This is a genomic window from Vibrio sp. 970, assembly GCF_033339075.1.
In genome coordinates this window covers 14239-39641 of the sequence record NZ_JAWOTW010000002.1, presented here as the reverse complement: position 1 = coordinate 39641, position 25403 = coordinate 14239, and the positions used below count along the sequence as shown (strand labels likewise).

29 protein-coding genes are annotated in these 25403 nt (G+C 46.5%); 13 read left to right on the top strand and 16 right to left on the bottom strand.

Annotated elements, in window-relative coordinates; translation table 11 throughout:
* The first annotated feature begins 7 nt into the window (after positions 1–7).
* Entirely contained in the window at positions 8–1186 is a 1179-nt protein-coding gene (locus tag R7Q11_RS02745) for a lytic polysaccharide monooxygenase (protein WP_136976759.1), read from the top strand.
* Positions 1187–1302: 116 nt separating this feature from the next.
* On the opposite strand, the gene R7Q11_RS02740 is transcribed toward R7Q11_RS02745, so the two are convergent.
* The 3 genes from R7Q11_RS02740 to R7Q11_RS02730 are packed head-to-tail and all read right to left on the bottom strand — an operon-like array spanning position 1303 to position 2933.
* Entirely contained in the window at positions 1303–1923 is a 621-nt protein-coding gene (locus R7Q11_RS02740) for an HAD-IB family hydrolase (protein WP_062730856.1), read from the bottom strand.
* 38 nt (positions 1924–1961) lie between these two features.
* Complete coding sequence (locus tag R7Q11_RS02735) at positions 1962–2273, bottom strand: cupin domain-containing protein (protein ID WP_136976758.1); 312 nt, start codon at positions 2271–2273, stop codon at positions 1962–1964.
* A gap of 9 nt (positions 2274–2282) precedes the next feature.
* Positions 2283–2933 carry a Qnr family pentapeptide repeat protein gene (locus tag R7Q11_RS02730; protein WP_005374358.1) on the bottom strand — a complete coding sequence of 217 codons (651 nt, stop codon included), beginning with the start codon at positions 2931–2933 and terminating at the stop codon, positions 2283–2285.
* 496 nt (positions 2934–3429) lie between these two features.
* Here R7Q11_RS02730 and ompW point away from each other — a divergent pair, with 496 nt between their 5' ends.
* The 3 genes from ompW (at position 3430) to R7Q11_RS02715 (ending at position 6798) form a co-directional block, all read left to right on the top strand.
* Positions 3430–4071, top strand: coding sequence for an outer membrane protein OmpW (gene ompW, locus R7Q11_RS02725; protein WP_136976757.1), 642 nt, complete (start codon positions 3430–3432; stop codon positions 4069–4071).
* Between the two features lie 214 nt (positions 4072–4285).
* The gene (locus R7Q11_RS02720) at positions 4286–5311 is read left to right on the top strand and encodes an HlyD family secretion protein (RefSeq protein ID WP_136976756.1); all 1026 of its coding nucleotides are present in this window, start codon (positions 4286–4288) and stop codon (positions 5309–5311) included.
* Entirely contained in the window at positions 5308–6798 is a 1491-nt protein-coding gene (locus tag R7Q11_RS02715) for an MDR family MFS transporter (protein WP_005383288.1), read from the top strand. The genes R7Q11_RS02720 and R7Q11_RS02715 overlap by 4 nt, the downstream gene beginning before the upstream one ends.
* A 96-nt stretch (positions 6799–6894) precedes the next feature.
* Here the strand turns inward: R7Q11_RS02715 and R7Q11_RS02710 are convergent, their stop codons facing one another.
* Positions 6895–7140: a Rho-binding antiterminator gene (locus tag R7Q11_RS02710; RefSeq protein ID WP_005374351.1), complete on the bottom strand. Its 246-nt coding sequence runs from the start codon at positions 7138–7140 to the stop codon at positions 6895–6897.
* A gap of 180 nt (positions 7141–7320) precedes the next feature.
* Here R7Q11_RS02710 and R7Q11_RS02705 point away from each other — a divergent pair, with 180 nt between their 5' ends.
* On the top strand, positions 7321–8457 hold the full coding sequence (locus R7Q11_RS02705) for an MBL fold metallo-hydrolase (protein WP_136976853.1): 1137 nt from the start codon (positions 7321–7323) through the stop codon (positions 8455–8457).
* A gap of 78 nt (positions 8458–8535) precedes the next feature.
* Here R7Q11_RS02705 and R7Q11_RS02700 read toward each other — a convergent pair whose 3' ends face one another.
* The 5 genes from R7Q11_RS02700 to R7Q11_RS02680 form a co-directional block, all read right to left on the bottom strand.
* A complete protein-coding gene (locus R7Q11_RS02700) occupies positions 8536–8961 on the bottom strand; it encodes a VOC family protein (RefSeq protein ID WP_054578555.1) in 426 nt (141 codons plus the stop codon).
* Positions 8962–9134: 173 nt separating this feature from the next.
* Positions 9135–9620 carry a VOC family protein gene (locus R7Q11_RS02695; protein ID WP_025768760.1) on the bottom strand — a complete coding sequence of 162 codons (486 nt, stop codon included), beginning with the start codon at positions 9618–9620 and terminating at the stop codon, positions 9135–9137.
* A gap of 139 nt (positions 9621–9759) precedes the next feature.
* On the bottom strand, positions 9760–10089 hold the full coding sequence (locus R7Q11_RS02690; RefSeq protein WP_213872688.1) for a DUF4144 domain-containing protein: 330 nt from the start codon (positions 10087–10089) through the stop codon (positions 9760–9762).
* 24 nt (positions 10090–10113) lie between these two features.
* Entirely contained in the window at positions 10114–10650 is a 537-nt protein-coding gene (locus tag R7Q11_RS02685; protein WP_213872689.1) for a DUF924 family protein, read from the bottom strand.
* A gap of 69 nt (positions 10651–10719) precedes the next feature.
* The gene (locus R7Q11_RS02680) at positions 10720–12567 is read right to left on the bottom strand and encodes a M3 family metallopeptidase (RefSeq protein ID WP_151515198.1); all 1848 of its coding nucleotides are present in this window, start codon (positions 12565–12567) and stop codon (positions 10720–10722) included.
* 276 nt (positions 12568–12843) lie between these two features.
* Here R7Q11_RS02680 and R7Q11_RS02675 point away from each other — a divergent pair, with 276 nt between their 5' ends.
* The gene (locus tag R7Q11_RS02675) at positions 12844–13206 is read left to right on the top strand and encodes a hypothetical protein (protein ID WP_017634365.1); all 363 of its coding nucleotides are present in this window, start codon (positions 12844–12846) and stop codon (positions 13204–13206) included.
* Positions 13207–13276: 70 nt separating this feature from the next.
* Here the strand turns inward: R7Q11_RS02675 and R7Q11_RS02670 are convergent, their stop codons facing one another.
* Positions 13277–13450, bottom strand: coding sequence for a hypothetical protein (locus tag R7Q11_RS02670; protein WP_005374332.1), 174 nt, complete (start codon positions 13448–13450; stop codon positions 13277–13279).
* A gap of 233 nt (positions 13451–13683) precedes the next feature.
* Here R7Q11_RS02670 and R7Q11_RS02665 point away from each other — a divergent pair, with 233 nt between their 5' ends.
* From R7Q11_RS02665 to R7Q11_RS02655, 3 genes are all read left to right on the top strand, one after another.
* Positions 13684–14826, top strand: a complete 1143-nt coding sequence (locus R7Q11_RS02665) for a sugar diacid recognition domain-containing protein (RefSeq protein ID WP_081008279.1) — start codon at positions 13684–13686, stop codon at positions 14824–14826.
* Between the two features lie 158 nt (positions 14827–14984).
* Positions 14985–16337 (top strand): GntP family permease, encoded by a 1353-nt coding sequence (locus R7Q11_RS02660; protein WP_213872690.1) that lies wholly within the window; start codon positions 14985–14987, stop codon positions 16335–16337.
* A gap of 16 nt (positions 16338–16353) precedes the next feature.
* Positions 16354–17490 (top strand): glycerate kinase, encoded by a 1137-nt coding sequence (locus tag R7Q11_RS02655; protein WP_213872691.1) that lies wholly within the window; start codon positions 16354–16356, stop codon positions 17488–17490.
* Positions 17491–17585: 95 nt separating this feature from the next.
* On the opposite strand, the gene R7Q11_RS02650 is transcribed toward R7Q11_RS02655, so the two are convergent.
* A complete protein-coding gene (locus R7Q11_RS02650) occupies positions 17586–19022 on the bottom strand; it encodes a PLP-dependent aminotransferase family protein (RefSeq protein ID WP_213872692.1) in 1437 nt (478 codons plus the stop codon).
* Positions 19023–19114: 92 nt separating this feature from the next.
* Here R7Q11_RS02650 and R7Q11_RS02645 point away from each other — a divergent pair, with 92 nt between their 5' ends.
* The 3 genes from R7Q11_RS02645 (at position 19115) to R7Q11_RS02635 (ending at position 21112) form a co-directional block, all read left to right on the top strand.
* A complete protein-coding gene (locus R7Q11_RS02645; RefSeq protein WP_017634359.1) occupies positions 19115–20014 on the top strand; it encodes a DMT family transporter in 900 nt (299 codons plus the stop codon).
* 66 nt (positions 20015–20080) lie between these two features.
* Positions 20081–20368, top strand: a complete 288-nt coding sequence (locus R7Q11_RS02640) for a hypothetical protein (protein ID WP_154204436.1) — start codon at positions 20081–20083, stop codon at positions 20366–20368.
* Positions 20369–20521: 153 nt separating this feature from the next.
* Positions 20522–21112: a type II secretion system protein gene (locus R7Q11_RS02635; RefSeq protein ID WP_225455765.1), complete on the top strand. Its 591-nt coding sequence runs from the start codon at positions 20522–20524 to the stop codon at positions 21110–21112.
* 37 nt (positions 21113–21149) lie between these two features.
* Here R7Q11_RS02635 and R7Q11_RS02630 read toward each other — a convergent pair whose 3' ends face one another.
* From R7Q11_RS02630 to R7Q11_RS02610, 5 genes are all read right to left on the bottom strand, one after another.
* The gene (locus R7Q11_RS02630) at positions 21150–21677 is read right to left on the bottom strand and encodes a GNAT family N-acetyltransferase (protein WP_047102510.1); all 528 of its coding nucleotides are present in this window, start codon (positions 21675–21677) and stop codon (positions 21150–21152) included.
* A gap of 33 nt (positions 21678–21710) precedes the next feature.
* A complete protein-coding gene (locus R7Q11_RS02625; protein ID WP_047102511.1) occupies positions 21711–22178 on the bottom strand; it encodes an HAD family hydrolase in 468 nt (155 codons plus the stop codon).
* 118 nt (positions 22179–22296) lie between these two features.
* On the bottom strand, positions 22297–22767 hold the full coding sequence (locus R7Q11_RS02620; protein WP_047102512.1) for a GNAT family N-acetyltransferase: 471 nt from the start codon (positions 22765–22767) through the stop codon (positions 22297–22299).
* A gap of 1 nt (position 22768) precedes the next feature.
* Complete coding sequence (locus R7Q11_RS02615; RefSeq protein ID WP_005383319.1) at positions 22769–23500, bottom strand: glucose 1-dehydrogenase; 732 nt, start codon at positions 23498–23500, stop codon at positions 22769–22771.
* Positions 23501–23509: 9 nt separating this feature from the next.
* Complete coding sequence (locus R7Q11_RS02610) at positions 23510–24025, bottom strand: GNAT family N-acetyltransferase (protein ID WP_047102513.1); 516 nt, start codon at positions 24023–24025, stop codon at positions 23510–23512.
* Between the two features lie 270 nt (positions 24026–24295).
* On the opposite strand from R7Q11_RS02610, the gene R7Q11_RS02605 reads away from it, so the two are divergent.
* Positions 24296–25390, top strand: coding sequence for a NapC/NirT family cytochrome c (locus tag R7Q11_RS02605; RefSeq protein WP_047102514.1), 1095 nt, complete (start codon positions 24296–24298; stop codon positions 25388–25390).
* Positions 25391–25403 lie beyond the last annotated feature (13 nt).

The following is a 25403-nucleotide window of genomic DNA, read 5'->3' as shown; positions in this document are numbered from 1 at the left end:
ATGAACGATGAAATCACATGTAACACTTCCTCTTTTGAGCTTAAGCGCTGTTGCCGCATTGAGCTCATTTAACGTCAACGCCCATGGCTGGGTAGAGTTTCCAAGTGCTCGTCAAAATACGTGTTATTTAGACGGTGGTTTTTGGACCAACGAGATCCCTAACCAAGCGTGTAAAGCGGCTTTTGAAGAATCTGGTGCTTACCCGTTTGTGCAGCGCAGTGAAATTGCAGCAAACGTACCAAATTACCGAGATATGGAGCATGTGAAAGCCGTGGTTCGCGACGGTGAGCTATGTTCTGCTGGCGATGCCGCTAAGAAAGGCTTGAACTTTCCTTCTCCAAACTGGCAGCGCACCAATGTTACGCCAGATGCAAATAACCAGATTGAATTGGTGTTTTACGGCAAAGCGCCGCACAACCCATCGTACTGGGAATTCTATCTCACCAAGCCAACTTATGATGATTCAAAGCCTCTTACTTGGAGTGATTTAGAGCTGATCGACACCGCAGGTGATGTGTATGTTGATGCGGAAAAACGCTACCGTATTCAGGTGACTTTCCCTGCTGATCGTTCCGGCGATGCGGTGCTTTATACTCGTTGGCAGCGCATTGATGTCGCTGGGGAAGGTTTCTACAACTGTAGTGACATTACGTTAAACGGAACGGGCACGACGCCACCGACTGACCCTGTTGATCCAACCGAACCGGGCAATAATCTGACATCTCTGGGCTACTTTGTTCAGCAAGGTTTCGGACCAGTAGAAGCGGGTGACACCATTCGTTTTCGTACGTTTAATGCGACAGGCAATGAAATTGTCGATATTTCACTACCAATCAGTGCAAACAATACGGCGACTTGGGCGGCAGAAATTGCGGATCAATTTAATGCGCAGCAAACGGGCGATTGGTACGTGGGCATTTGGCATCAAGAGATGAGCCACTACATGTTCGATAGTAACAACGTGAATGCGAACCAAGTATTAGCGCCAAGTGCAGACTTCAGTTATGCGTTGTCACTGATCAAAGCGGATGTAACGCCACCAGTTGAACCAACCAACTTGTGGGACAAGACGGCCGTATACAACCAAGGTGATGTGGTGACGCACAACGGCAAAGAATGGACTGCCCAGTGGTGGACGTCTGGTGAGGAACCAGGCACAACAGGCCAATGGGGTGTATGGCGTTAAGCCAGTTATTCGGGCTCTGAACAATAAAACCCTTCTCATGTTAGAAGGGTTTGTTTTTTTAGCCTAAAACGATCACTTTGGTCGAGTGGTTGTCTTGAAAATCAGAGCACATATCGTTATTCGCTTGCTCTCCACTCGCTCCAGTTGAGCATCGCGTAGTCTGCCAGTTTTAGCATCGGAATGTCTTCGTGTGTATCACCGTAGGCATAAACAGACGCAAATTCGTCGAGCGAAAACGTGGCCCTAACGCGCGAGACTTTTTTTTCTAAACTACAATCACCTTGCTGGTAAAAGCCACTCAGTTTTGGCTGTTCTGAGATCAGTTCACTGCACAGCAAGTGGTAACCGTTCGCTTCACACCAAGGCTTGAGATACGCATTGAGTGATGCCGACACCACCACAATGGTATCGCCTCTGTGCTGATGCCACGCCAACCTTTCCATCGCTTCTGGCCGTAAGTACAGCGGGATCACTTCATGGGCAAACTGAGTGCCAATCGCTTCAATTTTCTGCGTTTCTTTCCCTGAAAATGCAATAAAACTGCTGAGAGGACGCATAACACGAGCGGGTAACACTCCGAGTTTGTACAGCGCATAAAATGGCATGATAGCGACCTTTCCTACTCGTTTGCGCAGGCCATAAGCAGAATAGTGGAGGAAAAGGCTAAACATATCCTCTCGGGTGATGGTGCCATCAAAATCAAACAGTGCCAGTGACGGCTTAGTATTATCGAGCAAATTCAGCGCCTATTTTTTGGTTTAAGATCGTTTTGTGTTTATTGATAAAACACCGCCAACCAGATGGTTTCTTGCGTTGGGTCAGTCCAGCTCACTTTGTGTTTGGTATGAGCTGGAATCGTAACGTGATCGCCTGCCTCAAGTCGTTGCACTACACCTGATTCAAAAGTCAGCTCTGCAGCTCCTTTAAGAACCAAGACCCATTCATGTTCTTCTTGATCGTACCAGCCACTTTCGGGTGAGGTTTGCCCCGTTGAGACAATGCGTTCTATACGCAGGTTTTTGTGGGTCAGCAGGTCTTCGAACACTTCCTCGTCGAGGTTATTCGGTAAGTCTTTAAACAGGTTCATGGCCTTTCCTTAGAGAATGATCAGTCCAAAAGGCGCAAGCAATTGCTCTTGTTGCCAATCACAAATCTTAACACCAAACAGAGAAACGCGGCGCACATCCAGCCCGTCTAGTTCGACATGAGTCAGATCACATTGCTCAACGTTAAAGGTTCCCCATTGTTCTGGCGAGAATTCGCAGCGAGATAAATCCGAGCCTTTGAGAGTTGCCCCTGCGAGGTTCGCACCGTTCCAACGGTTTTCAAAGAGGTCACATTTTTCTAGTAACACTCGTTCGAAGTTACAGTAGGTGAGGTTGCAGCCAGTAATAAAAGCAGAACAGAAAAACATGGTGTTACTGACGCGATTAGCAAAGTTCGCACCTTGGAAGTTTGCCCCTTTGAGATCGCACTTACGCAGCTCCAAGCCCATACAATTTGCGCCGTTAAACAGGCTCATCGCCAACATGCAGTTCGTAAAGCTGGCGTCTTTTAAGTTCGCGAAGCGAAAACTACACCCTTCTAGCGCTTTGGATTCGATAAAGCGACAGTCGATGAACTTAGCATCGCGCAGATCGGCATGGTCGAAACAGCACATATAAAAGTGGCAGTTTTTAAAGGTAGCATTCTGAAAATCGTGATGAGAAAAGTTTTCTCGTTCAAAAATGAGATCGGTTTTTAACATGTCTTCTCCTTAGCTGCGAGCAGACTAGCACTCCAAGTGACTGATTTTCCAGAAAAATAACTTCTTGTATTTCAGTGCTTTACAAACCCCTCAAGTCGCGATTTTAAGGGGGCAAACGAGCGTTTTAAGTGGGTTGTTTTTTGAAAATAGAAGACGTAGAGGACGAAAAAAGTTTTTGCTGGCTACGAGCCTTAACGAGAGGATTCGCATTTATGGGTATGCATGGCAACTCACACGCACAGTTTGCATTACAGAATTGTATCCTATTTGCATAATTTGTTGATCAATATGGCGTTTCTCCATACAAAAAACCTATATTTTTCACAAATTGATTTCCATCAAAATAGTAGGGTTTCTATGTGCTAGATTGCGCGCAGCTCAAAAAAATATAGATGCCCGTGTGCTTCAAGGCGCTGAGTTTACTTGAAATCTAAGGCCAGTCAGCAGGCACACCTTTGGGTACGACATAACGAAGCCCTATAAAAGGAAATAAAAAATGAAAAAAACAATCTGCAGTCTAGCAGTGGTTGCTGCACTCGTGTCACCAAGTGTTTTCGCTCATAAACAAGGTGACTTCGTTCTTCGTGTTGGTGCGGCGTCTGTTGTTCCAAATGACAGCAGCGATAAGATTCTTAGTTCTCAAGAAGAGTTAGAAGTTGACTCAAATACGCAGCTTGGTTTGACGTTTGGCTACATGTTCACAGATAACATCAGCCTAGAGCTTCTAGCAGCAACACCATTCAGCCACGATATTTCGACAGGTTTGGTTGGTAGTGATATCGCGAAAACCAAACATTTACCACCAACGCTAATGGTGCAGTACTACTTTGGCGAGCCACAAAGTAAGTTCCGTCCATACGTTGGTGCAGGTCTCAACTACACCATGTTCTTTGATGAGGGTTTCAATAGCACGGGTAAAGACAATGGCTTATCAGATTTGAAATTAGATGATTCATTCGGTCTAGCAGCGAATATTGGTGTGGACTACATGATCAACGATCAATGGTTCCTCAACGCTGCTGCGTGGTACGCAAACATTGAAACAGAAGCAACTTACAAAGCAGGTGGAGCGAAGCAAAAAACCGACGTCAAAATTAACCCTTGGGTATTTATGATCAGCGGCGGTTACAAGTTCTAAGAAAAACCAGTAGTTACACGCACATTACTATTATTGGCATGACTTTGGGGGCGGTTACGGGGACTGCCCCTCTTTTTTATCCTCGTTTTGATTGCACATCATTTACTCCACTTAGCAACATGCAAAATTGGATCTTTACCTTGCAGATCATTTTATTGTCGGAAGATCGAAAAGTCCTACACTGATCACATAATTGAACAAGTGGACAATATAAATGAGCGACGACATCGCAAAGCATTCCTCCTCCAGATCTAAGCTGGTAAAAACTCTTTTCTTTACTCTCTGTGTTATCGCATTTGGTGCGATGTATTGGTCTTGGCAGTATTCAGACAGTCACCCAAGCACGGAAGATGCCTACGTTAGGGCAAAAATTTTGTCGGTAGCGCCTCAGGTAAAAGGCCAAGTGGTTTCCGCGGATGTCAAAGACTTCCAATCTGTTAACAAAGGTGACCTACTGCTGAAGATAGATTCACGCCCATATTTGTTGGCAGTGAAGCAAGCAAAAGCGGCATACCAATTGGCGGTCCAGCAACATGACGTTGCCGATAAGCAGGTAACTGAAGCTGTTGCGGGCTTAGATGCGGCGCGCTCTAACCTGATAGAAGCGCAAGTGGAGTACAAACGTACGGATTCCTTGGTGAAACGCAAACTGGCGTCGGACCAAGATTTAGATACGGCAAAAAACAAACTAGCCAATGCCCAAGCGAGCCTGGAGCAAGCGCGCGCGACGGTAGAAAAAGCCATTGCGAACCGTGGTGAAGAAGGCGCAGAGGCTGCGGTTGTTCAACAAGCGGGAGCACAGTTAGCGCAAGCAGAGCTGAACTTGAGCTACACCGACATTACGTCACCAGTGGATGGCATTGCCGGTGAGATCAATACGCACGTAGGCTCGGTCGTTAGCGTGGGTCAAACGTTGTTCCCTGTGATTTTAAAAGACAGCTATTGGGTACGCGCGAACTTTAAAGAAACCGATCTTACTCATATTAAACCTGGCATGCATGCGGATGTGGTGATTGATATGTACCCAGACGTGGTGTGGAAAGCAACGGTAGAACAACTATCGCCTGCGAGTGGTACATCGTTCTCCTTGATGCCACCAGAAAACGCAACGGGTAACTGGGTTAAAATCAAACAGCGTTTCCCTGTACGTTTGGCATTAGAAGTACCGGCCGATGCGCCGCAACTTCGCGTGGGTGCGAGCTCAGAAGTCACCATTGATTTGCAAAGTAGCGTGCAATGAGCCATCAAATTACGGCAGACAAACGGGGGATTGCCACCGTCGCCGTGATGCTTTCTGCCATCATGGTGTTAATCGATATGACCGTTGCGAACGTGTCGCTATCGCACATGATGGGCGCGTTGGGCGCAACGGCAGACCAAATTACGTGGGTGTTGACGGGTTACAGCATGGCGGAAGCGATCTTCATTCCGATGACCAGTTTCTGGGTGTCGCGTTTTGGTGAACGCAAAGTCATGTTGGTTGCTGTGATCGGTTTTGTGATTGCCAGTGCGCTTTGTGGGCAAGCACAGTCTCTTGAAGAGATGGTGCTATTTCGCATTATCCAAGGCGCTTTCGGCGCGTCGGTGATTCCATTGGCGCAGTCGACGTTAGTGCAGATCTATCCGTATGAGCAAAAAGGCAAAGCGATGGCGATTTTCTCCATCGGCATTTTGCTTGGTCCTATTTTGGGCCCAGTTGTAGGTGGTGTGATCACCGACAACATTAACTGGCGCTGGATTTTTTACATCAACTTGCCATTCGGTTTGATCTGTACCTCTTTGATTTATCGCTATATCCATATCGACAACAAATCCAAACCTAACTTTGACTGGTGGATCATCGGTTACATGGCGTTAGGTGTGGGCGCGTTGCAGTTTGTGTTGGATAAAGGGAATGAAGACGACTGGCTCGACTCACGTATGATTCAGACCGCGATATTGCTCGCAGTCATGGGATTGGTGATGTGGATCTATCGCAGTTGGAAAACCAAAAGTCCAATAGCGCCATTGTGGCTACTGAAAGACCGAAACCTTATGGTCTCGTCATTGATGATTGCCGTGGTGTCGATGGCGATGTTTGGTCTGACGACTCAACAACCAATGCTGTTGGAAAGCTTGCTGGATTATCCGGTCTCAACCACTGGTTTATTAATGGCACCGCGTGGGTTGGCGTCAGCGGCGATGTTGATTTTGGTGATTAAGCTCAATCCGCAATTCGATCCCAGAATCAAAATAGTCTTTGGCTTAAGCTGCATCGGTATTGGTAGTTATTTGATGACGCAATACTCACTGCAGATCGATACATTTTGGATTGTGATGCCGAGTATGATTCAGGGGATGGGGCTTGGTTTAACCTTCTCGACGCTATCCACCTTGGCGTATTTAACGATTCCGAAAGAGCAATCTGTTGCGGCGGCGAGTATTTACAATCTGTTCCGTACCATTGGTAGCTCGTTTGGTATTTCTATCGCCACCACGTTCCAATATCGTGATAGTCAGCAGCAATGGCATGCACTGGGAGAGGGTATTAATCCTTATAATCCTAACTTGCATGACTGGGCGGCCAATCAGGGGCTTTCTATTACCGACCCGGTTGCGTTAGACCAATACCAACAGATGTTGCAGCAGCAATCGCAAATGGTCGCGTTTGTGCACACCTTCCAGCTTGTGGGAGTGATGTTCGTGATCATGATGCCGATGCTGGTTTTCATTCGGTCGCGTGAATAACATGAAGTTCCGGTGAATAGTGTAAGAGAACGCCTCTCAAGTTGTGTCAGCTTGAGAGGCGTTTTTTATTGGACAGTGCCAGTGAAAGAAGGACGTTTACTCAAACGTCACTTCGTCAAAATGCGGATTGGTTTTGAGCGCGCGCATTGCGACTAATTGTTCAGTCGGGAAAGCGGTGTGCTCACCATCCATATCTAAAAACAAGCACTCTTGTCGCTGCATGTCGTAGCCTGTGTCGAACGCGTTGCCCTGATGAGTTTCACCATTTTTTAGTGTGATCTCGATAGGGAGCTTAAACATACAGGCGATTTCAATAAAATCGTATTGGCTGCAAGTCACCATAGTTTTCTCCTTTCAAACCGACGCAGTATTCAGAAGGTTTGAGAACCGTATCCTTAAATAGGAGACGTTTGATTGAAACTGAATCTTCATCTTACACCTCATTTTGGTCACGAAATAGACATACACGCACGTTTTAATAAACCTACTGTTGAGCGTTCACAAGCGAGACAAAACTACGATATGTCTGAGACGATACTTAAGCGCACATACCTAACAAGTGAACAAAAGACACAAAAGCCAAGTTCACTGATTTCCCCTCAAACCTACGATGCGCAGTTGGCGCACCGTGTTCACCACTCGCCTCAATTTGAAAACGGCCGAGTTAAAAACGAGATGCCAAATGTCCCTAGCCCGCAATCATTCTGGCAGGTGTGTTGGAGCTATCTTGGTGGTAGAACGCCATTGAGTCCTAACGAACATCTGCCACATTTCCCAATTCAACCTACGCAGTTTGCGCAGCGAAGTGAATCGATGCGCGTTACTTGGCTGGGCCATTCCACCATGCTGGTGGAGGTCGATGGCATTCGAATTCTGACTGATCCGGTATTTGATTACGCTTCTCCGTTCATCGCAAAAGCGTGGTTTGAACGCAATATTCCCAATACCCATGCCAGAGATTGTTTGCCGATTCCTGAAATTATCGTGATTTCACACGATCATTACGACCATTTAGAAGCATCGACCATACGTTTCTACGCTGATAAATCCGTGACGTTTTATGTGCCCTTAGGGGTTGGCAAGCATCTGATAAAGTGGGGCGTTTGCGCAGACAACATCGTGGAATTCGATTGGTGGGATAGCGTGCACTATGCCGGAATCGAACTGATTTGTACGCCTGCTAACCATAATTCGGGTCGTACTTATTTCGATAAAAACGCGACCCTGTGGGCTTCTTGGGTCATCAAAGGAAAAGAAGAGACGCTCTATTTTAGTGGCGATTCAGCTTACGATTCGCATTTTTCCGAGATAGCACAGCGATGTGGACCAATCGACATTGCCTGTTTGGAAGTGGCTGCCGATGTGAAAGGCCAAGGTTATCCGGTCGAAAACTGGGGGCACATGCAGGCTCATCATACCGTGCAAGCGTTTCGCGATTTAAATGCGAAAAAACTGTTGCCCGTACATTGGGCTACATACGAGCTGTTTACTCACCGCTGGGACGAACCGATTTTAGATTTGCTTGCCCATTGTCAAAAAGAACATATAACGCTGCTGACGCCAATGCCGGGGGAGAGTTTTTTCGTTCATAAAAAACAGATAAATAAACAATGGTGGCGAGAAAAAGAAACAGGTGAGCCAGCTAGAATTTTGACTTAATAATATGTTCTTACTTCAATAATTATTTTAGAAGTTAACCTTGTTATTTTCAGAATATAACAAGGTTTTTTTACTCGCTTACTCATCAATCACTTGAGGTTTTAACTCGACGATATTTCCTTCCGGATCATGAATATAGAGTGAGCGACCGAATCCTTGTGCGCCGTAGCGTTTCGCAAACTCTTCGGTTTCAATGCCGTTCGAACGCAGATATTCCAGTAATTCATCCTCGGAAAAAGGCGCCAATTGCAGGCAAAAATGATCAATATTACGACCATTTTGAACTGGTGGCTTTCCGCCGAGTTGACCCAATTCGCTGTCTACCGTCACTACATCAATCAATGCGTTACCTGCCCTAAGTTGAGTTAAACCAAGTTCCGTTACTTGGCGCTCGACAGGGCAGCCCAAAATGTCTCGATAGAAATGCAACATAGCATCGAGGTTACAGGTCCTTAAAACAACATGATCAAGCGCTTTGATGGCGATTGGATTTTTGGTGGGCATGCTTCACTCCTTTTGCATTGTGTTGAGGTAAGTATAAAGTGACCTTAAAAGTGGTGAGAGAAATGATCAAATTCCAGACGTTTTTTTGCTAGAGCGAGTGCAGAAACACTGCAACTTAAAGCAAACAAAAAAGGCTAGCGTATTGCTAGCCTTTTGGTATATGGATGGGGCTATTACTCGTAATCAGAAGCGTAAGTTTCTTCGTAAGAGTGTGAGTAAAGCTCGAATAGGTTACCGAATGGGTCTTCTAGGTAAACCATTTTCGCAGGCTTATTATCGTCTTCTGGGTGGTAACGCATGATGTCCATGCGAACTTTGCCACCTAGTGCTTCGGTGCGTTTGATAGCACCTTCAAAATCGTCTGTCTGCAAACAGAAATGGAAGATACCGATGCGAGAAAAATCCACTTCATGGCGCTCTTGACGCTCTTTCATTTCGAATAACTCAAGGCCGATGCCATCACTTGTCACAAGGTGCGCAATGTTGAAGCCTTTAAAGCCTTCCCCAAAGACCGCAATACACATTCTGCCAATTGCCGTTTCGCGTTCTTCAATCACTTTCGTGTTGCCCATAACGACTTTTAGACCTAGCGCTTGCGTGTAAAACTCAACCGCTTTGTCCATATCTCCGACCATAATACCGACATGATTCATTTTCATTTGTTTGCTCCCAACATGTGTGTTTGAACGTTGTCTTGTTTCGATGTGGGAGAGTATATGGCGTGATGTTGATTACATGAAATTATCATAAATTATAAAAATGATAATTTTATTTAATGTTGTACATGTTGGGATTGAGTTAGTGAGCTAAGGCCTCAACAGCTTGCCTCACCGAGGTGAAATGAATCTTGATAATGCACCGTTGCGCGAGGCTGAATTCATGCGATTGGATTAATGACGTAACCTCTTCTACGGACAGCGTTCGTTCTTTTGGGTGTAAAAGAGTGGTGTTCGAACCATTGTTTTTCAATTCGAACGTGTTGCCATTTGAGTCAATAACGTAATCATCTTGCCCAAAAATGAGGGCTTCGCATTCAGAGTCTAAGTCGGACTGGGAATGCGTATAGATCAGCTCATCGTCGCCGTCTAGTTTTAGCAAGCATGGCCAGCATACTGCGTGGGCTCTCATGGTTAACTCATTATTCATTGTTATTTAGAAACTTGACCCAGGTTGTTGCAAAAATGCTAACTCTTCAGGTGTGCTTTCTCTACCCAAGATGGCGTTGCGATGTGGGTAACGTCCAAACTGGTCGATGATGGCTTTGTGTTTTAGCTCAAAATCGTAGTTATTTTCAAGCCCTGATGCGCGAAACAATTTCTCAGCTTCGACATGAATGAGGCGAGATTCGCTGTGCATAAACGGCATGTACAAAAAGCTTAGCTGCTCAGGCGCTAATTCTTTATCGTGACCTAACCGAATTGCCTCTTGAGCCAGTGCTAATGCGAGTTGGTCTTGTGCAAACGCTTTTGGGGTGTTGCGATACACATTACGTGAAAACTGGTCGAGGACGATGATTTCGGCCAATCGTCCTTGTGCGCTGTTACGCCAATTAAACAGTTCACAACGAGCGGCTTGTTCTAATACCGAGGCAAATCGCGATGCAATACGCTTGTCCAGTTCTGGGTTGTTTTCAAACCAATTTTGGGGCGATAGCTCCTCGAACCAAAATTTGATGACTTCTTGGTACATGGATCTTCCTTCCTATTGCATTAGCTAAAGAATAAAAAGCCAGAAGGCGAGCTCCTGGCTTTCTGCGTGTTATCGACCGTAAGTCTCTACGATGTAACGTTCAAAATCGTCACACATTTGTTCGTCAGAGATGGTGTTGCTTGCCAGCTCTTTACTGCCGTCGACGACTTTAATCGCGGCGTTCAGTGAAGCGACTGATGCTCGCTCTCGCGTCGCAAGTGAGTCGATTTTCTTCTGCTGCACTTCCCATGCCTGTTCTGGCGACAGGTTACACACGTCTGCAAGGTATTTGGCATTGAAGCCTTCGCCAGTCAGGCTGACAATGGTTTCGTTGTGCGACAAGTGATTGCCTGCGTGCCAGTAGTGTTTTGCCAGCAGTGGGCCAATTTCTGGGTTATCCGTCAGGTAACCAAACTTCTCAAGGAAGTATGCACGGGTCTGATACACCGCCATGTGCGCGAGTAGATAACCTTGATACGCACAAGCTGCTTCGTCGGATAGCAAATGTGGAATCGCCATCAGTGGGCGAGGGCTGCATTCCAAACCAAGGATCTGTTTTTCACAATCGCGAGCGAGCTTAGTGATGCGCTCTGGCGTTAACTCGTCATCGCTCAATTGATACAACGCGCGCTCAAAATATGGCACAACCAAGATGCTACGTTCTTCATAAGCTTTGAATGGCTGACGACTGTTGATCATCGCTTGAATGATCTCATTAGGAACCGAATTCCCTTCATCATCCAGTGCGTACTGTTTTAGCCAATCGGCATCGGTTAACAGGCTGTCACAGAACATCGACTGAGTTTCTGCATAAGCCATCGACGTCGGCGCAAACTCCTGCGAAAAACAAGGCGCGTTCATTTTTACGTTCGCAAAGTGTGCTGCGTGACCACCTTCGTGGAACAGCGTGTTTATGCCATCGTAGCCGCTGCCCACTTGGTCTGGTTTGGCATTGCTGGTGAAGTTCACCTGTGCTGCGACCCATTCGCCTTGATTGTAGAATGAAGGGATAGGGCCGTGGCAGAACCCGTTCGGGTACTTACCTTTGCGGTCTAACAAATCCAGCGTTAGCGTCGCGCCAGAGTAATCAATATTCAGACGACCAAACGATTCTACCCAGCGTCTCAGAGATTTAGAGAACGGCACGTATGGGTCAAGGTCACGCATGACGTCACCCGCGAACGAGTAAACAAAGTTGAAGCCGGTGAGTGCGCTTGCGCCTTTCTCTTTCGCCAAGTTTTCTAAGCTGTTGAGGTGCGCATCTCGCGTGCGTTGTTCGAAATCTTCCAAAATCTCGAATAGCTGCTCAGAGCTCATCTTTTCCGTTTTTTGCACGGAGTAATCAAAGAAGGTCGCATAACCCAGTGAGCGAGCGAACTGGTTGCGTAGTTTGATCAGTTCTATAAAGCCGTTTTGCAGTAGCCATTGTTCAAGGTTCAGCAACGCTTGATGAGCCGATTGGCGAACTTCTTCATGATTGTTGGTGCGAATGGTTGAGCTCAATACTGGCAGTGAACCTTCCACTTGCTCGCCGTTTTCATCGGTAAACGTTTGTACGTGGTTCTGTTTTTTCTCGAACAGCTCAGCTTCAAAGGCAATGAGCTGATTTTTCAACGCTTGTGCTTTTTCGCCCTCGATAGCGTGAGATTCAAACATCGCCAGCCAACCAGATAGACCCGTCATGGTTTGTTGTTTCTCTTGTGGGTCGGTAATTGAGTCCGCGGCTTCAAGCTGTTGTTTGATGGCAGTAATTTGCTCGGCGTTGCTTAAAAAGCTTGTCCATGCCGTTTGTGCTTGCGTCGAGCCATCATGGTCATCGCTGATCCCCATGTAAGTTTCCCAAAAGAAATCTTCTTTGGTGCGGTGAATCGCAAGGTAACGTTGATTGAGGTCGTTGAGGTAATCCGTTGCGGTCATTTTGATCCTTCAAATGGTTTCGTTATGTAGACAGTTGATTATTGCACGCTTGGTCGCGAGAAAGGAACGCTAATCTCATTTGTCGATTTTGCATCGCGTAAAGGTGATTTTACTATTTGTTTACCTTTGGGTGAGTTAATAGGAGTTCTGAGCTTGCAGTATTAAGACTGGTATGGAGTTTACAGTTTATTAAGTAATTAATCCGCGATGCGCTATCGATGATCCTTATCAGGTGTAATAAGATTTCCATATCGTGGCGATACAGTTGGAAACAATATGATAAATAAAACAAAAGTTACGTTATTGGCGGTAGGTACGATTTTAGTTGGATGTTCTACAGTCGCGCCACCAAGAAATGATGCGGTTGAAAGCATTCAACAAAAGTGTTCTGTGATTTTAAGCAATGATGTTGCTGGCGACCAGCGCTGGCAGACTTATAACGGCTTGCTTGTAGAATATGCCGTGCATGGCGTTAAGAGTCAGGCGCAACTGGAACGTTTTGAAGCGTTTGTGCAGAGAGTGCAAGATGATGAGTCTGGACAGTTAGTTACAGAGTTGATTGAGGTCACCGACTGGGGATGCTCAAACGGCAACTATCTTGAAGAGATGAGCTTGTTTATTCAAGAAGTTCAAAAGTAAAAAACCGAGCGTTAAGTCGCTCGGCTTTTCTGTTTGTGGAGCGCTTTTTTGCGCTGGTTCGTCAGGACGTTTACTCCTCTGGATACTCGCCCATACCTTGCGTTTTACCTTCCGCTTTCCAATGCTCTCCAGGAGCAAATGCTTCATCGCATAAATCTACGGTGTAGCCCATTTCTGTGATTTCCTTCAAAGTGAGGTTATCAGCAATATTTGCAACTTCCCCCGATTTATTCCGTAACTCCATGTTGATCTCTCCTCTGTAGGTAGACGAGTGGCATCAATGCACAGTGAAGAATGCATTGGTAACCTTTGTTCTAAGTATATAACCCGCTGCTAAAAATGAAGGTTAATCCACTTTTTAAATATGGGTAATTGGATAATGCTTTGAGCTGCTTCCGTTATTTAGAACCGCAGCATCGCGATAGTTTGCCATTTGTGATTTATTGAGTGATTAAACGGTCAATTTGGAAACTCGAAATGGTGATTCTCGACCACGCTTTAGCACAACAAATTGTTGATCGAACCATGTCCATCATTGGTCACAATGTGAATGTGATGAACTCGGCAGGCATCATCATTGGCAGTGGCGACCCTAAACGTGTTGGGCAAGTGCATGATGGCGCGGTACTGGCGCTGAATCATGGCGATTCGCTAGAGCTTAATGAGCAGCAATGTTTGACGTTGCAGGGTGTCAAACCCGGTATCAATATGTTGTTGAAATTACATGGCGACGTGGTCGGTATTGTTGGCGTCACAGGAGAGCCGGAGAAAATCCGAGATTTTGCAAAACTGGTTAAAATGACCGCTGAACTAACAATCGAGCAAGCTGCGCTGGTGGAAAAATTTCAGTGGGACAGACGTCATCGTGAAGAGTTTATTCTGGCTTGGATCAATGGCAAATTGACCGATGAAGAGCTGAAAGATTGGGCGATGCGTCTTTCTATCGATGTTACTCAACCACGGGTGGCAACGGTGATTGAAGTCTCGACGCCGTCCGCCTCGAAAAGCATGAAGAGTGTGCGCAATATTGTTGAGCTGCTTGAATACCCAGAGCGTAACAACCTGGTTGCGATTGTCTCGGTGAATGAAATTGTGGTGTTGAAACCGTGTCATTCCGCCAAGCAGTGGGATAGCCAAATCGAAAGTGAACGCATTGATAAGTTGATGTCGCGTTTAAGCGATCACGATTCGCATACGTTTCACATTGCGCTAGGACAGCTGTTTAATGAGCCTAAAGATGTCGCGTTGTCATACCAAAGCGCGAAGCAGGTATTAGCCATTGGCAAGCAGTTCTACCCAGAGAAACGTAAGTACCTGTTCGATGAACTTCGTTTGCCTGTTTTGTTAGCGCCGTTGGCGGATATTTGGCAAGGTGAACAAATTATTGATGGCGTGAAACGGTTGAAAGAGAAAGACAAATCTGGGCAATTACTGAAAACCCTAGATGCGTTGTTTGAATGCAATGGCAATGTAACAGAATGCTCTAAAATGCTGTTTATTCACCGGAACACTCTGCGCTATCGGTTAGAGAAAATCACCGAGATAACAGGGCTACCAACTACCAATTTTGTGGGGTTAGCGGAGCTTTATATTGCGACTCGGCTCTCAAAAATGGCGTGATATTGTGCATTTGCACAATACGCGTCATTTTTTGACCACATCATTTGTCACTCCGCCTAAAGGAATTCGAAAGCAAACGATTAATAATTCATGCGTCCCTACATGTTGAGTGAGCCAACACGGACTCGTTCAGCAAAATAAGAATAAATGGAGTTATCATGAACCTTATATTAATCCTGCTCGGGGTGATCGCATTTATTGTGCTCACGACCACCAAATTCAAATTACATCCCTTTTTAGCGCTGATCATCGCGGCGTTCCTTGCGGCATTTGCTTACGGCTTACCGGCAGATAGCATTGCCAAAACCATTGCTTCTGGCTTTGGCGGCATCCTTGGTTACATTGGTTTGGTTATCGTTTTAGGTACCATCATCGGTGTTATTTTGGAAAAAAGTGGTGCAGCGATCACTATGGCCGATACGGTCATCAAAGTGTTGGGTGAGCGTTTCCCAACATTGACCACGAGTATCATCGGTTACATCGTTTCTGTTCCGGTATTTTGTGATTCAGGCTTTGTCATTCTGAACTCGCTCAAAGAATCACTCGCGAAGCGTTTAAAAACTTCAAGCGTTGCGATGAGTGTGGCGTTGGCAACTGGCCTATACGCAACGCACACGTTTGTGCCGCCAACTCCTGGACCGATTGCCGCTGCGGGTAACTTAGGCCTGGAATCTAACCTTGGTTTAGTGATTGGTGTGGGTGTGTTTGTTGCAGCGGTTGCGGCGTTAGCGGGGATGTTGTGGGCGAACCGATTCCAACATGTTGAACCAGATGGCATTGAAGCCGCAGAAGAAATTCAGCAAGACTGGCAAGCACTCAAAGCGTCTTACGGCAAATTGCCAACGGCGAGCCAAGCATTCGCTCCTATTTTTGTTCCTATCTTATTGATCTGTTTTGGCTCTATCGCGAAATTCCCAAGCCTACCGCTGGGCGAAGGTTTTGTGTTTGATGTTCTGACTTTCTTAGGACAGCCACTAACGGCATTGGTGATTGGCCTGTTCCTTTCTGTTCGTCTACTCAAGTCAGACAACAAGATTGAAGAATTTGGCGAGCGAATCAGCCAAGGTATTACGGCTGCTGCGCCTATTCTTTTGATTACCGGTGCGGGTGGTGCTTTTGGCGCGGTATTAAAAGCAACGCCGCTAGGTGAATACTTAGGTACGACGCTATCGGCGCTGGGCGTGGGTATTTTCATGCCATTTATCGTTGCGGCTGCGCTAAAGTCGGCGCAAGGTTCATCAACGGTTGCATTGGTGACCACATCGGCTTTGGTTGCGCCTATGCTTACGCAATTGGGGCTCGATTCAGAAATGGGCCGCGTATTAACGGTGATGGCGATCGGTGCTGGTGCGATGACGGTTTCTCATGCAAACGACAGTTTCTTCTGGGTAGTTTCGCAGTTTAGCCGCATGTCGGTGGGCTTAGCGTACCGCGCGCAAACCATGGCTACGCTCGTTCAAGGTGTCACGGCAATGGCATTGGTGTACATTTTGAGTCTCGTTCTCTTATAAGTCTCTGGAAATACGTATGAAAGTGGTAATTGCACCTGATTCATTTAAAGAAAGCTTAACCGCCAAACAAGTGAGCGAGGCGATCAAAACGGGTCTTGCTCGCGTATGGCATGATGCCGAGTTTGTTACGGTTCCGGTCGCAGACGGTGGCGAAGGCACGGTTCAATCTTTGATAGATGCAACTCAAGGCGAACAAGTCTTCACAACGGTGACCGCGCCATTAGGGAATGATGTTGAAGCGTTTTATGGCATCCTCGGCGACGGCGAAACCGCGGTTATTGAAATGGCGGAGGCCAGTGGTCTGCACCTTGTGCCGAGTGATGCTCGCGACCCAAAACTGACCAGTAGCATTGGTACTGGACAGCTGATCAAACACGCGCTAGATAGAGGTATTCAACGCTTAATCATTGGTTTGGGCGGCAGCGCTACCAATGATGGTGGCGTGGGCATGTTGACCGCGTTGGGGGTGGCGTTTCTTGATGAATCTGGTCATGCAATTACCCCAAATGGAGGCGGGTTAGCGGCGCTTGCGTCCATCGATATTTCTGGTCTTGACCCTCGTTTAGCAACTTGCGAAGTGCTGGTAGCGTGCGATGTTGATAACCCACTCTGTGGTGACAAAGGCGCGTCGGCTATCTTTGGCCCGCAAAAGGGAGCGACCGTATCAGACGTTACTCTGCTCGATAACGCATTGCGCAAGTTTGGCGAGTTGACGGAACAAGCGACGGGTAAGCATGTACTGACTCGTGAAGGGGCGGGTGCTGCTGGTGGTATGGGCGCGGCCTTGCTCGGGTACACGCCAGCACGTTTGCAACCGGGAATTGAGATTGTGCTTGAAACGGTCAAACTTGCTCAGCATGTTGCGGATGCGGATATCGTATTTACAGGCGAGGGTCGAATCGATCATCAAACCGCACATGGCAAAACGCCGATGGGCGTTGCTCAGGTCGCCAAGCAGTGTAATTTACCAGTCATTGCATTAGCAGGCTGTGTGGGCGACAACTATCAGGCGGTTTATGAGTGCGGCATTGATGCGGTGTTTGCTTGTGTACCAAGGGCAATGAGCTTACCTGAGGCCATGAAAGAGGCCGACGTCAACGTTGCTAACTTAGCCGAAAACGTCGCGAGAATGTGGCAAATTAAGTTGCACTGAAGGCGATGACGATATGAAAAACTCCACCTTTGCGTGGAGTTTTTTGTTGTTACCTGTTTGCGTGTGTAGGCATAAGTTCATTTAGCAAGAGCGAGTTAACAGGCATGCTTTGCTATCAATTTTGCCAGTGTTTGCATCGCTTGACTCCAATCGGTTTCATGACCAAAGTTTGCCACGCTGAGGCGTACGCAATGCCGATATTGCCCTTGAGTGCCAAATACGGTGCCGGGAAGTAGGCTGATTCTGTGCTTATTGCACGCTTGATACAACGCATAGCTGTCCGTGTCTTCGGGCAGGCGCAACCAAAGCAAGAACGAGCCTTGTACGGCGTTGATCTGATATCGATTTTTTAGAGATTCGTATTCATCCAAGTATTGATGAAGCATCTGGATAAATCGACGCATGTTGTTTTGATAAACCCGACCCATTCGCGCAGTATGCGTTCGATACTTGCCTGACGTTAGAAACGTTGCCACGGCAGATTGCATCAGGTTCAAACTGCCCATGTTCTCACACAGTAGATATTGCTCAATTTGATCTCGATATCGCCCCGCCAACATCCAACCAATTCTCAAACGCGAATCGAGCGTTTTGGATAACGAATTCACGTAAATTACGCGTTGCTTGTCATCGAGCAATCTCAAGCTTGGCAACGGCTTATCATAACTTAACCCGCCAAACACATCGTCTTCGATAATAGGAATATTGCCGGACGCCAATAGTAATTGTTGACGCTTTTCTAGCGGCATCATGGCACCAGTTGGATTGGTGAAGTTTGGCGTTACGATGATCGCTTTTATGTCCCATGTCGCCATTGCTTTTGCTAAGGCTTCGGGGCACATACCGTCGCGTGGGCAACTCGGAATTTCCACCACTTTGAGGCCGAGTGATTCTAGCATCAATAAGTTGCCAAAATAGCAAGGGGACTCCACCGCGACGATATCGCCTTTTTGTGTCGTTGCGCGCAGCGCTAGGCTAATGGCTTGTTGCGCGCCGTGCGTCACCATGATCTCGTCCAACTTGGCTGGCGTGCCCAAATCTTGTGTGATTTTCGCTAGTTGTTTGATTAAGAGGTGATCACCGGGTGGTAATTGGTAATGGCTCGGTACATGCGTTTGCTGGCGGCTGTGGCGGCCGATCTCGGCGTACAAGCTTTTGATCGCGGGGGAGTCAATGTTTGGGTGGGCAGAACCGGTAGGCAAACGCTCTTGGTATTCAGGGTACGTGAGGATTTCTTTGCAGATCGAGAGCAAATCCACGCGAGTCGGATCCGGAATTGAGCGAGAGGTCGGCAAGGCGACTTTAACTCGATAACCCGATTTGGGAACCGAGTACACCAAGTTTTGTGCTTCCAACTCTTGATACGCACGAATCACGGTATTTTTACTGACGTTTAATTCTTGGCTCAACGAGCGAATGGAAGGCAGTCGATCATCCGCCTGATAAACGCCACCATTGATGGCTTGTTTGAGGTGTTTTTCCACCACGAGGTACTTATTCCCTTCACCGCTTCCCAATAAATCTGTACCCATAAAAACACTTCCATCTGTCACTTTTTGAAAACACTGTACCTAATTACATTAGCAGTATCTCAAAACATAAAACAAGCGTGAGTGAGGCGATCATGTTAATCCGAGCCATCCCTTTTGTATTTGTCATCCTTTGGGCTTCTGGATTCGTTGGTGCGCGTTTTGGTTTGCAATATGCCGAGCCTGCGACACTACTTTCTATCCGTATGGCATTCAATGTCTTATTGTTTTTGGTTCTTGTGGCGGTATTGCGTAGAAGGTTGCCGACAGGAAAAGATTTTTGGCACAGCTGTGTAGTTGGTGCGTTGATCCACGGTTTCTATCTGGGCGGTACTTATTTCGCTATCGCCTTGGGTATGCCTGCTGGGTTGAGTTCGTTGCTGGTGGGTATTCAACCGATTTTAACCGCGGCTTTGCTGGTGGCGTTTGTTCGTGAGGAATTTAAACCCTCGCAATGGTTGGGTTTGGCTCTTGGTTTTGTCGGTATCGCTATGGTGTTGATGGGTAAAATGGAGTGGCAATCCGAGCAGCATAAAGTGTTGGCCATTGGTTTGTGTTTGTTGGCTTTGGTTGGTATCACGCTAGGGACGCTTTATCAGAAAAAACATTGCCAACAAGTGGATATGGTGGGTGGTGCGACGGTGCAATATTTGGCCGCGCTCGTCATGTTTCTGCCCGTTGCGATGCAGTTTGAAACCATGCAAGTGCAGTGGGAACTGGAGTTTATTTTGACTGTGTTGTGGTTGGTCGTCGTGCTCTCTTGTGTAGCTATTCTACTGCTGCTGTACATGGTTAAGAACGGTGCTGCATCGAGCGTAGCTTCTGTATTCTACCTGGTGCCGCCAACGACGGCGATTCAGGCTTGGCTCGCGTTTGGAGAGTCATTTGATTGGATGGGGATTTCTGGTTTCGTACTGGCAGCTACGGCGGTGTATTTGGTGGTTAAAAAGCCGGATCTGACGATAAAGAAATCGATTCAAACAGAATATACCTAAACTGGGTAGGGACATTTGCGTATCAGTGGGTACAATCTGCTTCATCTTAATCCGTGGAGCAGAATGATGAAGGTAAAGCCAGATCGAATGACCGCCATGCGTAGCATCATCGAGCAAGTAAAAGCGGAACTACCAATTTATGAACCAGAAACGTTTGTATGTGGACCAGAAGGGCAGTGCATTGGCTGTCCGAAGAAATTGTTGGAAATGGTCGATTCAGAAGTCACTTATTGGGAGTCAGCCATGGAGCGCGGCATTGTTCCGCAGTTCGATGAGATTCGTCGTTTTGGCAAAATGTGCACGAATGTTCGTCGTGGTCTCGTGCGAAATAATGTGCCTTTACTCAATAGCTAGAGAGTGAAAACCGTCTAATATCTGATACATAGCGTCGTTTTGTTGCACCGCTCTTTGGCTGCTGTTCTCAAGTTTGCGTGGTGTTTGTCTCTTCTTACCCCTTGGACCTTTAATCGTAAAAAATTGGCGATATATTGGCTCGGTCTCACATGGATGTGGGGCTATTGTCTTGGGCTAGTTGAGATAAGAAACGTGAAATCAAAGGGATTTACGCTGATGGAAATCACCATAGTGCTCACCACTTTGGCTTTCATCGCATTAGCTGCTTTACCAGTACTACTCGATATTCATCGCCAAGCATACGCTGCGATGCTGCACAGTTCTCAGTCTTCTTTGGGTACGGCTCTCAAATTCTTTCATGCTCAATCAGTGATTGATAACGCTTACGGCCAAGAGCACGTTCACTACATTGACCGACATGTCAAAACACGCAAAGGCATGCCAGAAGCGAGTGCCGATAGTATTCGAGCTTTGTTAGAAATCGATCTACCAGCCAGAGGTTATTCGAAAATTGACGTGCCGTGCAAAGGCAGTGATTTTTGCATCATCGGTCAGCAGCACCCAAACAGTGCTCATTTTGTCGCTATTCCTGATTATCAGTTCTTAGATAAATCGGGTGTTGATCGCGTGGTGTACATTTGGCCGCAAGGTTACACACTGGCAGAAGAAGCATGCTATTTCTACTACGTGAATCAAGCCTCTAACGATTCAATTGTTCGAGGGCATGTGACGCAAGGGTGTTAACCCCGAATAAGTGTTGCGAACAACGGTTATCGTGACTCTACAAATCTGGGCTTTTCGAACGGCTTTGCGCTTTATACAATATCATTTTTTGACTCATCAAGACTTTACCATTTGGCAAGGTCACTTCCCCAAGTTCTCCCTGATGTTCAAATCCAAACCGTTCATACAAAGCAATCGCTGGTGTGTTGGTTGTGTATACGTAGAGTGCGATTTGGTCGTAACCAAATTCCCAACCACGTGCGATCGCGACTGCCAATAGTTTCCGCCCCAATCCTTTGCCTCGGTAGTTTTTGTCGATGTGAATACCAAGAATACCGACGCGAAGGCGTTGCCCTCTTTCGTAACCGCACATCTCAGCTGGGTAGATTTCAACACTACCGATAAGTTTTTGGCGGTCAAACGCGACAAACTGAGGGATGGACTCGTTTTCCACACGTTGCAGGATTCTGCGAAGCGTTGCGTTATCGGGTGCCGGAGAAATCAAAAATTCCCCTTCGGAGTACACTCGATTCCACAGCGCGGTGAAGCGCGCGATATCGCTCACCTTGATGGATCTGATTTGCATTCATCTTCCTTGATTAGTGCAGGTTAGTAACGGTTAGGGGATAAGCTCAGATAAACAACGAATTTGGTTAGGAATGGCTTCGGCTGGTGCATCAGCGCCCGTTGGGTTAAACCAAATTGTGTTTACGCCCGCTTTCATCGCAGGGTAAATATCTTTGTGAGGTAAATCGCCAACCATGGTTATTCCACTTACGTTAACCCCTAACTGTTTTGCGATGGCGAGATAAAACTCAGGTTGGTTTTTAGCGATACCGAGGTTGGCAAAACAAAAATAGCCATTTAAGTATTGGTCTAAGTCGACGCGAACAAATGCACGCTGAATCTCTTCCATGTTGGAATCAGATGCACTGGTCGCAATGTAGATGGGATGATTTTGGGAAAGTATTGCCAGTGTTTCTCTGGCTTGAGGAACTGCTTCTACGTGTTCCCAATCGCACATTTTTCCTTGTGCGTGAGGGAAATCTACCATCAAGGTGTTCCCCCAATCGAAAAGATAAATCATGTTCGAATCTCCTTATCCGCACATCATATCGTCTTTTTCTAAAATCAGGGGGTAAATTGCATCGATAAATGCGATTTAGGTGGGTTTAGTCGTGAAAAGCGCTTAATTGTCGTTATCGTTACAAATGTTTCAGCATAATGCGTGAGTTAGTTTTAAAACCTTGATTATCGTAAAAGCGCTGTGCTGGCTGATTGAATTCCATCACTTCCAATCGAACTTGTGTGGCATTGGCATCGCGCGCCCATTGCTCACAGGCTTGGAGCAGTTGGCGGCCGATTCCTTGCTGCTTTTGCGCTTCATCGACAACAATTGTTCCCACGCGACAAATTGGGTCTTTGATCAGAAAACTGATGGTGTCGTTTTGGGTGATCATCGCGGTTAAGAAGCCGAGAATTTGCTGTTCGCGTTCGGCAATCAAAAAGAGTCGCTCTTTGTTCTCTAGTGCTTGTGCAAGAAATTCACGGTCAGCTTCTGAAGGCGCAACAAAGGCTTCTGGCGCATTCGCAAAATGCAGTGAATTAATTTGAAAATTAAGCTGAAAAATTCCGTCTAAATCATCGGGAATCGCTTGTCGGATATGGACTTGCATTCTATCTGCCCCCTGCAATATCGATAAATGATCCTGTGACATAAGAGGCTTCGTCACTTAATAGCCAAGCGATCGCATTTGCCACTTCTTCTACCGTGCCACCGCGTTTAAGAGGAATTTGAGGGCTGAGTCTATCTACTCGGTTTGGTTCTCCGCCGTCGGCATGCATATCAGTGTAAATGAAACCAGGTCGAACGCCATTGACGCGAATATTGCGCTCTGCCAACTCTAGCGAGAGCCCTTTAGTTAAGGTATCCATCGCGCCTTTTGATGTGGCGTAATCGACATACTCAAATGGCGCGCCTGAGCGCGACGCTCCAGAGGAGACATTCACAATTGCACCGCCTGCACTGAATCGCTTCGCCGCTTCTCGACAGCAGAGAAAACAGCTATTCACATTGGTGTTCATTACTTTCTGAAAGCGTTCCAAGCTGATTTCTGACAAAGGCGATTGAGTAAATAGGATGCCAACGTTGTTGACCAAGTGCGTCACTGCACCAAATTCACGTTCTGTTTCATCAAACAAGGAGAGCACTTGCTTCTCATCGGCTACGTCTGCGGCGATGGCAATCGCTTTGCCACCGTTTGCTTGTATTTCTGCCACAACTTGGTCGGCGGCCTCTTGCTGAGTGCGGTAATTAACGCAAACGCGATAGCCTTGCTCGGCCAGCTTTTTCGCCGCTGCGGCTCCAATGCCTCGGCTTGCGCCGGTAATGATGACTACTTTATTCAAAATACGTCCTTATTTTTGTAGTGAGTAGATTTTATCGGCGTAGGGTTTGCCACCAATTTGGTATGCGTCTGGAATGACCTCAATGAGTTCGAAACCACATTTTATCAGGACACGCTCTGACGCAATATTGCCTTCAGTGACCGTCGCGGAAAAGTGGTTGATGTTATGTGTCGAGGTTGCCCAGTATAGAAGCGCTTGAAGAGTTTCTGTTCCAAACTGTTGGCCATGAAATTCCGGCAAAAGTAAGTAACCTACCTCTGCCTTACCGTTTTCAATAGCAAAGCCAGTGATGCCGATGGGTTGTTCTGATTGCTTATTGAGTATTACAAGGCAAAGCCAATGCTGGCTATTTGGGGTCCATGGTAATAATCGCGAAGCAAATTTTTCTCTTATTTCTGTTTCGCTGGGACGATCGAAACAGAGCGCAATAACCTCTTGTTCGGAGAGTAATCGTTGAAAGAGTTCCCAGTCACTGGCTTTGATGGGTCTTAATTGGCTTCTGTGCGTCTCGATATAAACTGACATGCGTGTCCTTACTGCATCAATGTGGAGATTCAGTCTCTCATCCTCTTATCTGTTTAATCAAATAGTTGCATTCATAAAAGTGATTTATGTGGTGAATAGTTGGCTAGGCAATGGATTATTGCCATATATTCATCTTTGAGATGTAAATAACAAAATTTCATACTTGAGGCATACAGAGCAACACGGAAATGATGTGGATCAAGAGAGGACTACCCATAAAGTAGTAATTTGCGACCTATAATTACATTTTATTTGGAAGTGTTGCTAATTATGTCAATAAAAAAACGATATGTTGCACTGCTGGTTGCTGCCGGCATTGGTGTGGGCTGGTTAACTTTGGGGGGGAGTGCGGCAGTAATGCATTACACCTCAGATACTGAATTTTGTCTCTCGTGCCACTCTATGGAAACCCCTTACAAAGAGTACCAAGGCTCAGTGCACTTCAGTAATGCGAAAGGCATTCGCGCGGAATGTTCTGACTGTCATATTCCTCAAGAACCAATGGATTACCTGATCACCAAAATTCGCGCGTCGAAAGACATCTACCATGAATTTGTGACAGGTAAGATCGACACGCCAGAGAAATATGAAGCACATCGTAAAGATATGGCTGAAACGGTATGGGCTCAGTTCCGTGAAAATGATTCAGCGACGTGTCGTTCGTGTCATGATTTCGATGCAATGGAAGAGTTTGAGCAATCACGTGATGCGGCGAAGATGCACGAGTACGCAAAAGCGAACGATCAAACGTGTATCGATTGTCACAAAGGTGTGGCGCACTTTGCACCAGAAGCAGAGCTAGACAGCAAGGCATTTGAAACGTTGATGAGCTTCACCACAAAAACATCACCTAATGCCAAGGTTGTTTACCCTGTGACTGAAATCGCAATGGGTGAGATGGGTAAAATTAACCCAACGACGAAGTTGGAAGTAATCAGCTCTGAAGGCGACAACCGCACTGTTAAGTTGAACGCATTCCAAATGAAAGGCGCAGAGCAAGTGCTTTACATGGGAGAAGGTCAACGTGCCATCGTAGCAACGCTAACCGAGCAAGGCCAACAAGCGCTTGAAACTGGTGAATTTGAGGCAGATGTTTACGGCAACGAATGGCGCGCGGTTTCTCTAACAGGTGCTATTGATTCTCCAGTTGTTGACACGCTTGAACCAGTATGGTCATACGCAGAAGAGTTGGACAACGTTTACTGTGCAACTTGTCACGCGAAAATTCCTTCAAATCACTTCACAGTGAATGCATGGGGACCGGTAGCGAAAAGTATGGGTGATCGAACTGATATTTCAGCCGAGAACCTAGAAATTCTAACCAAGTTCTTCCAGCACCACGCGAAAGATGTGGTTGGTCACTAACGATAAATAGAAG

Coding starts and splice junctions, on each gene's coding strand:
- R7Q11_RS02745 (WP_136976759.1), top strand. CDS start 8: ATGAAATCACATGTAACACTTCCTCTTTTGAGCTTAAGCGCTGTTGCC.
- R7Q11_RS02735 (WP_136976758.1), bottom strand. CDS start 2,273: ATGAACCTGTTTAAAGACTTACCGAATAACCTCGACGAGGAAGTGTTC.
- R7Q11_RS02730 (WP_005374358.1), bottom strand. CDS start 2,933: ATGTTAAAAACCGATCTCATTTTTGAACGAGAAAACTTTTCTCATCAC.
- ompW (WP_136976757.1), top strand. CDS start 3,430: ATGAAAAAAACAATCTGCAGTCTAGCAGTGGTTGCTGCACTCGTGTCA.
- R7Q11_RS02720 (WP_136976756.1), top strand. CDS start 4,286: ATGAGCGACGACATCGCAAAGCATTCCTCCTCCAGATCTAAGCTGGTA.
- R7Q11_RS02715 (WP_005383288.1), top strand. CDS start 5,308: ATGAGCCATCAAATTACGGCAGACAAACGGGGGATTGCCACCGTCGCC.
- R7Q11_RS02710 (WP_005374351.1), bottom strand. CDS start 7,140: ATGGTGACTTGCAGCCAATACGATTTTATTGAAATCGCCTGTATGTTT.
- R7Q11_RS02705 (WP_136976853.1), top strand. CDS start 7,321: ATGTCTGAGACGATACTTAAGCGCACATACCTAACAAGTGAACAAAAG.
- R7Q11_RS02700 (WP_054578555.1), bottom strand. CDS start 8,961: ATGCCCACCAAAAATCCAATCGCCATCAAAGCGCTTGATCATGTTGTT.
- R7Q11_RS02695 (WP_025768760.1), bottom strand. CDS start 9,620: ATGAAAATGAATCATGTCGGTATTATGGTCGGAGATATGGACAAAGCG.
- R7Q11_RS02690 (WP_213872688.1), bottom strand. CDS start 10,089: ATGAGAGCCCACGCAGTATGCTGGCCATGCTTGCTAAAACTAGACGGC.
- R7Q11_RS02685 (WP_213872689.1), bottom strand. CDS start 10,650: ATGTACCAAGAAGTCATCAAATTTTGGTTCGAGGAGCTATCGCCCCAA.
- R7Q11_RS02680 (WP_151515198.1), bottom strand. CDS start 12,567: ATGACCGCAACGGATTACCTCAACGACCTCAATCAACGTTACCTTGCG.
- R7Q11_RS02675 (WP_017634365.1), top strand. CDS start 12,844: ATGATAAATAAAACAAAAGTTACGTTATTGGCGGTAGGTACGATTTTA.
- R7Q11_RS02670 (WP_005374332.1), bottom strand. CDS start 13,450: ATGGAGTTACGGAATAAATCGGGGGAAGTTGCAAATATTGCTGATAAC.
- R7Q11_RS02665 (WP_081008279.1), top strand. CDS start 13,684: ATGGTGATTCTCGACCACGCTTTAGCACAACAAATTGTTGATCGAACC.
- R7Q11_RS02660 (WP_213872690.1), top strand. CDS start 14,985: ATGAACCTTATATTAATCCTGCTCGGGGTGATCGCATTTATTGTGCTC.
- R7Q11_RS02655 (WP_213872691.1), top strand. CDS start 16,354: ATGAAAGTGGTAATTGCACCTGATTCATTTAAAGAAAGCTTAACCGCC.
- R7Q11_RS02650 (WP_213872692.1), bottom strand. CDS start 19,022: ATGGGTACAGATTTATTGGGAAGCGGTGAAGGGAATAAGTACCTCGTG.
- R7Q11_RS02645 (WP_017634359.1), top strand. CDS start 19,115: ATGTTAATCCGAGCCATCCCTTTTGTATTTGTCATCCTTTGGGCTTCT.
- R7Q11_RS02640 (WP_154204436.1), top strand. CDS start 20,081: ATGAAGGTAAAGCCAGATCGAATGACCGCCATGCGTAGCATCATCGAG.
- R7Q11_RS02635 (WP_225455765.1), top strand. CDS start 20,522: ATGTGGGGCTATTGTCTTGGGCTAGTTGAGATAAGAAACGTGAAATCA.
- R7Q11_RS02630 (WP_047102510.1), bottom strand. CDS start 21,677: ATGCAAATCAGATCCATCAAGGTGAGCGATATCGCGCGCTTCACCGCG.
- R7Q11_RS02625 (WP_047102511.1), bottom strand. CDS start 22,178: ATGATTTATCTTTTCGATTGGGGGAACACCTTGATGGTAGATTTCCCT.
- R7Q11_RS02620 (WP_047102512.1), bottom strand. CDS start 22,767: ATGCAAGTCCATATCCGACAAGCGATTCCCGATGATTTAGACGGAATT.
- R7Q11_RS02610 (WP_047102513.1), bottom strand. CDS start 24,025: ATGTCAGTTTATATCGAGACGCACAGAAGCCAATTAAGACCCATCAAA.
- R7Q11_RS02605 (WP_047102514.1), top strand. CDS start 24,296: ATGTCAATAAAAAAACGATATGTTGCACTGCTGGTTGCTGCCGGCATT.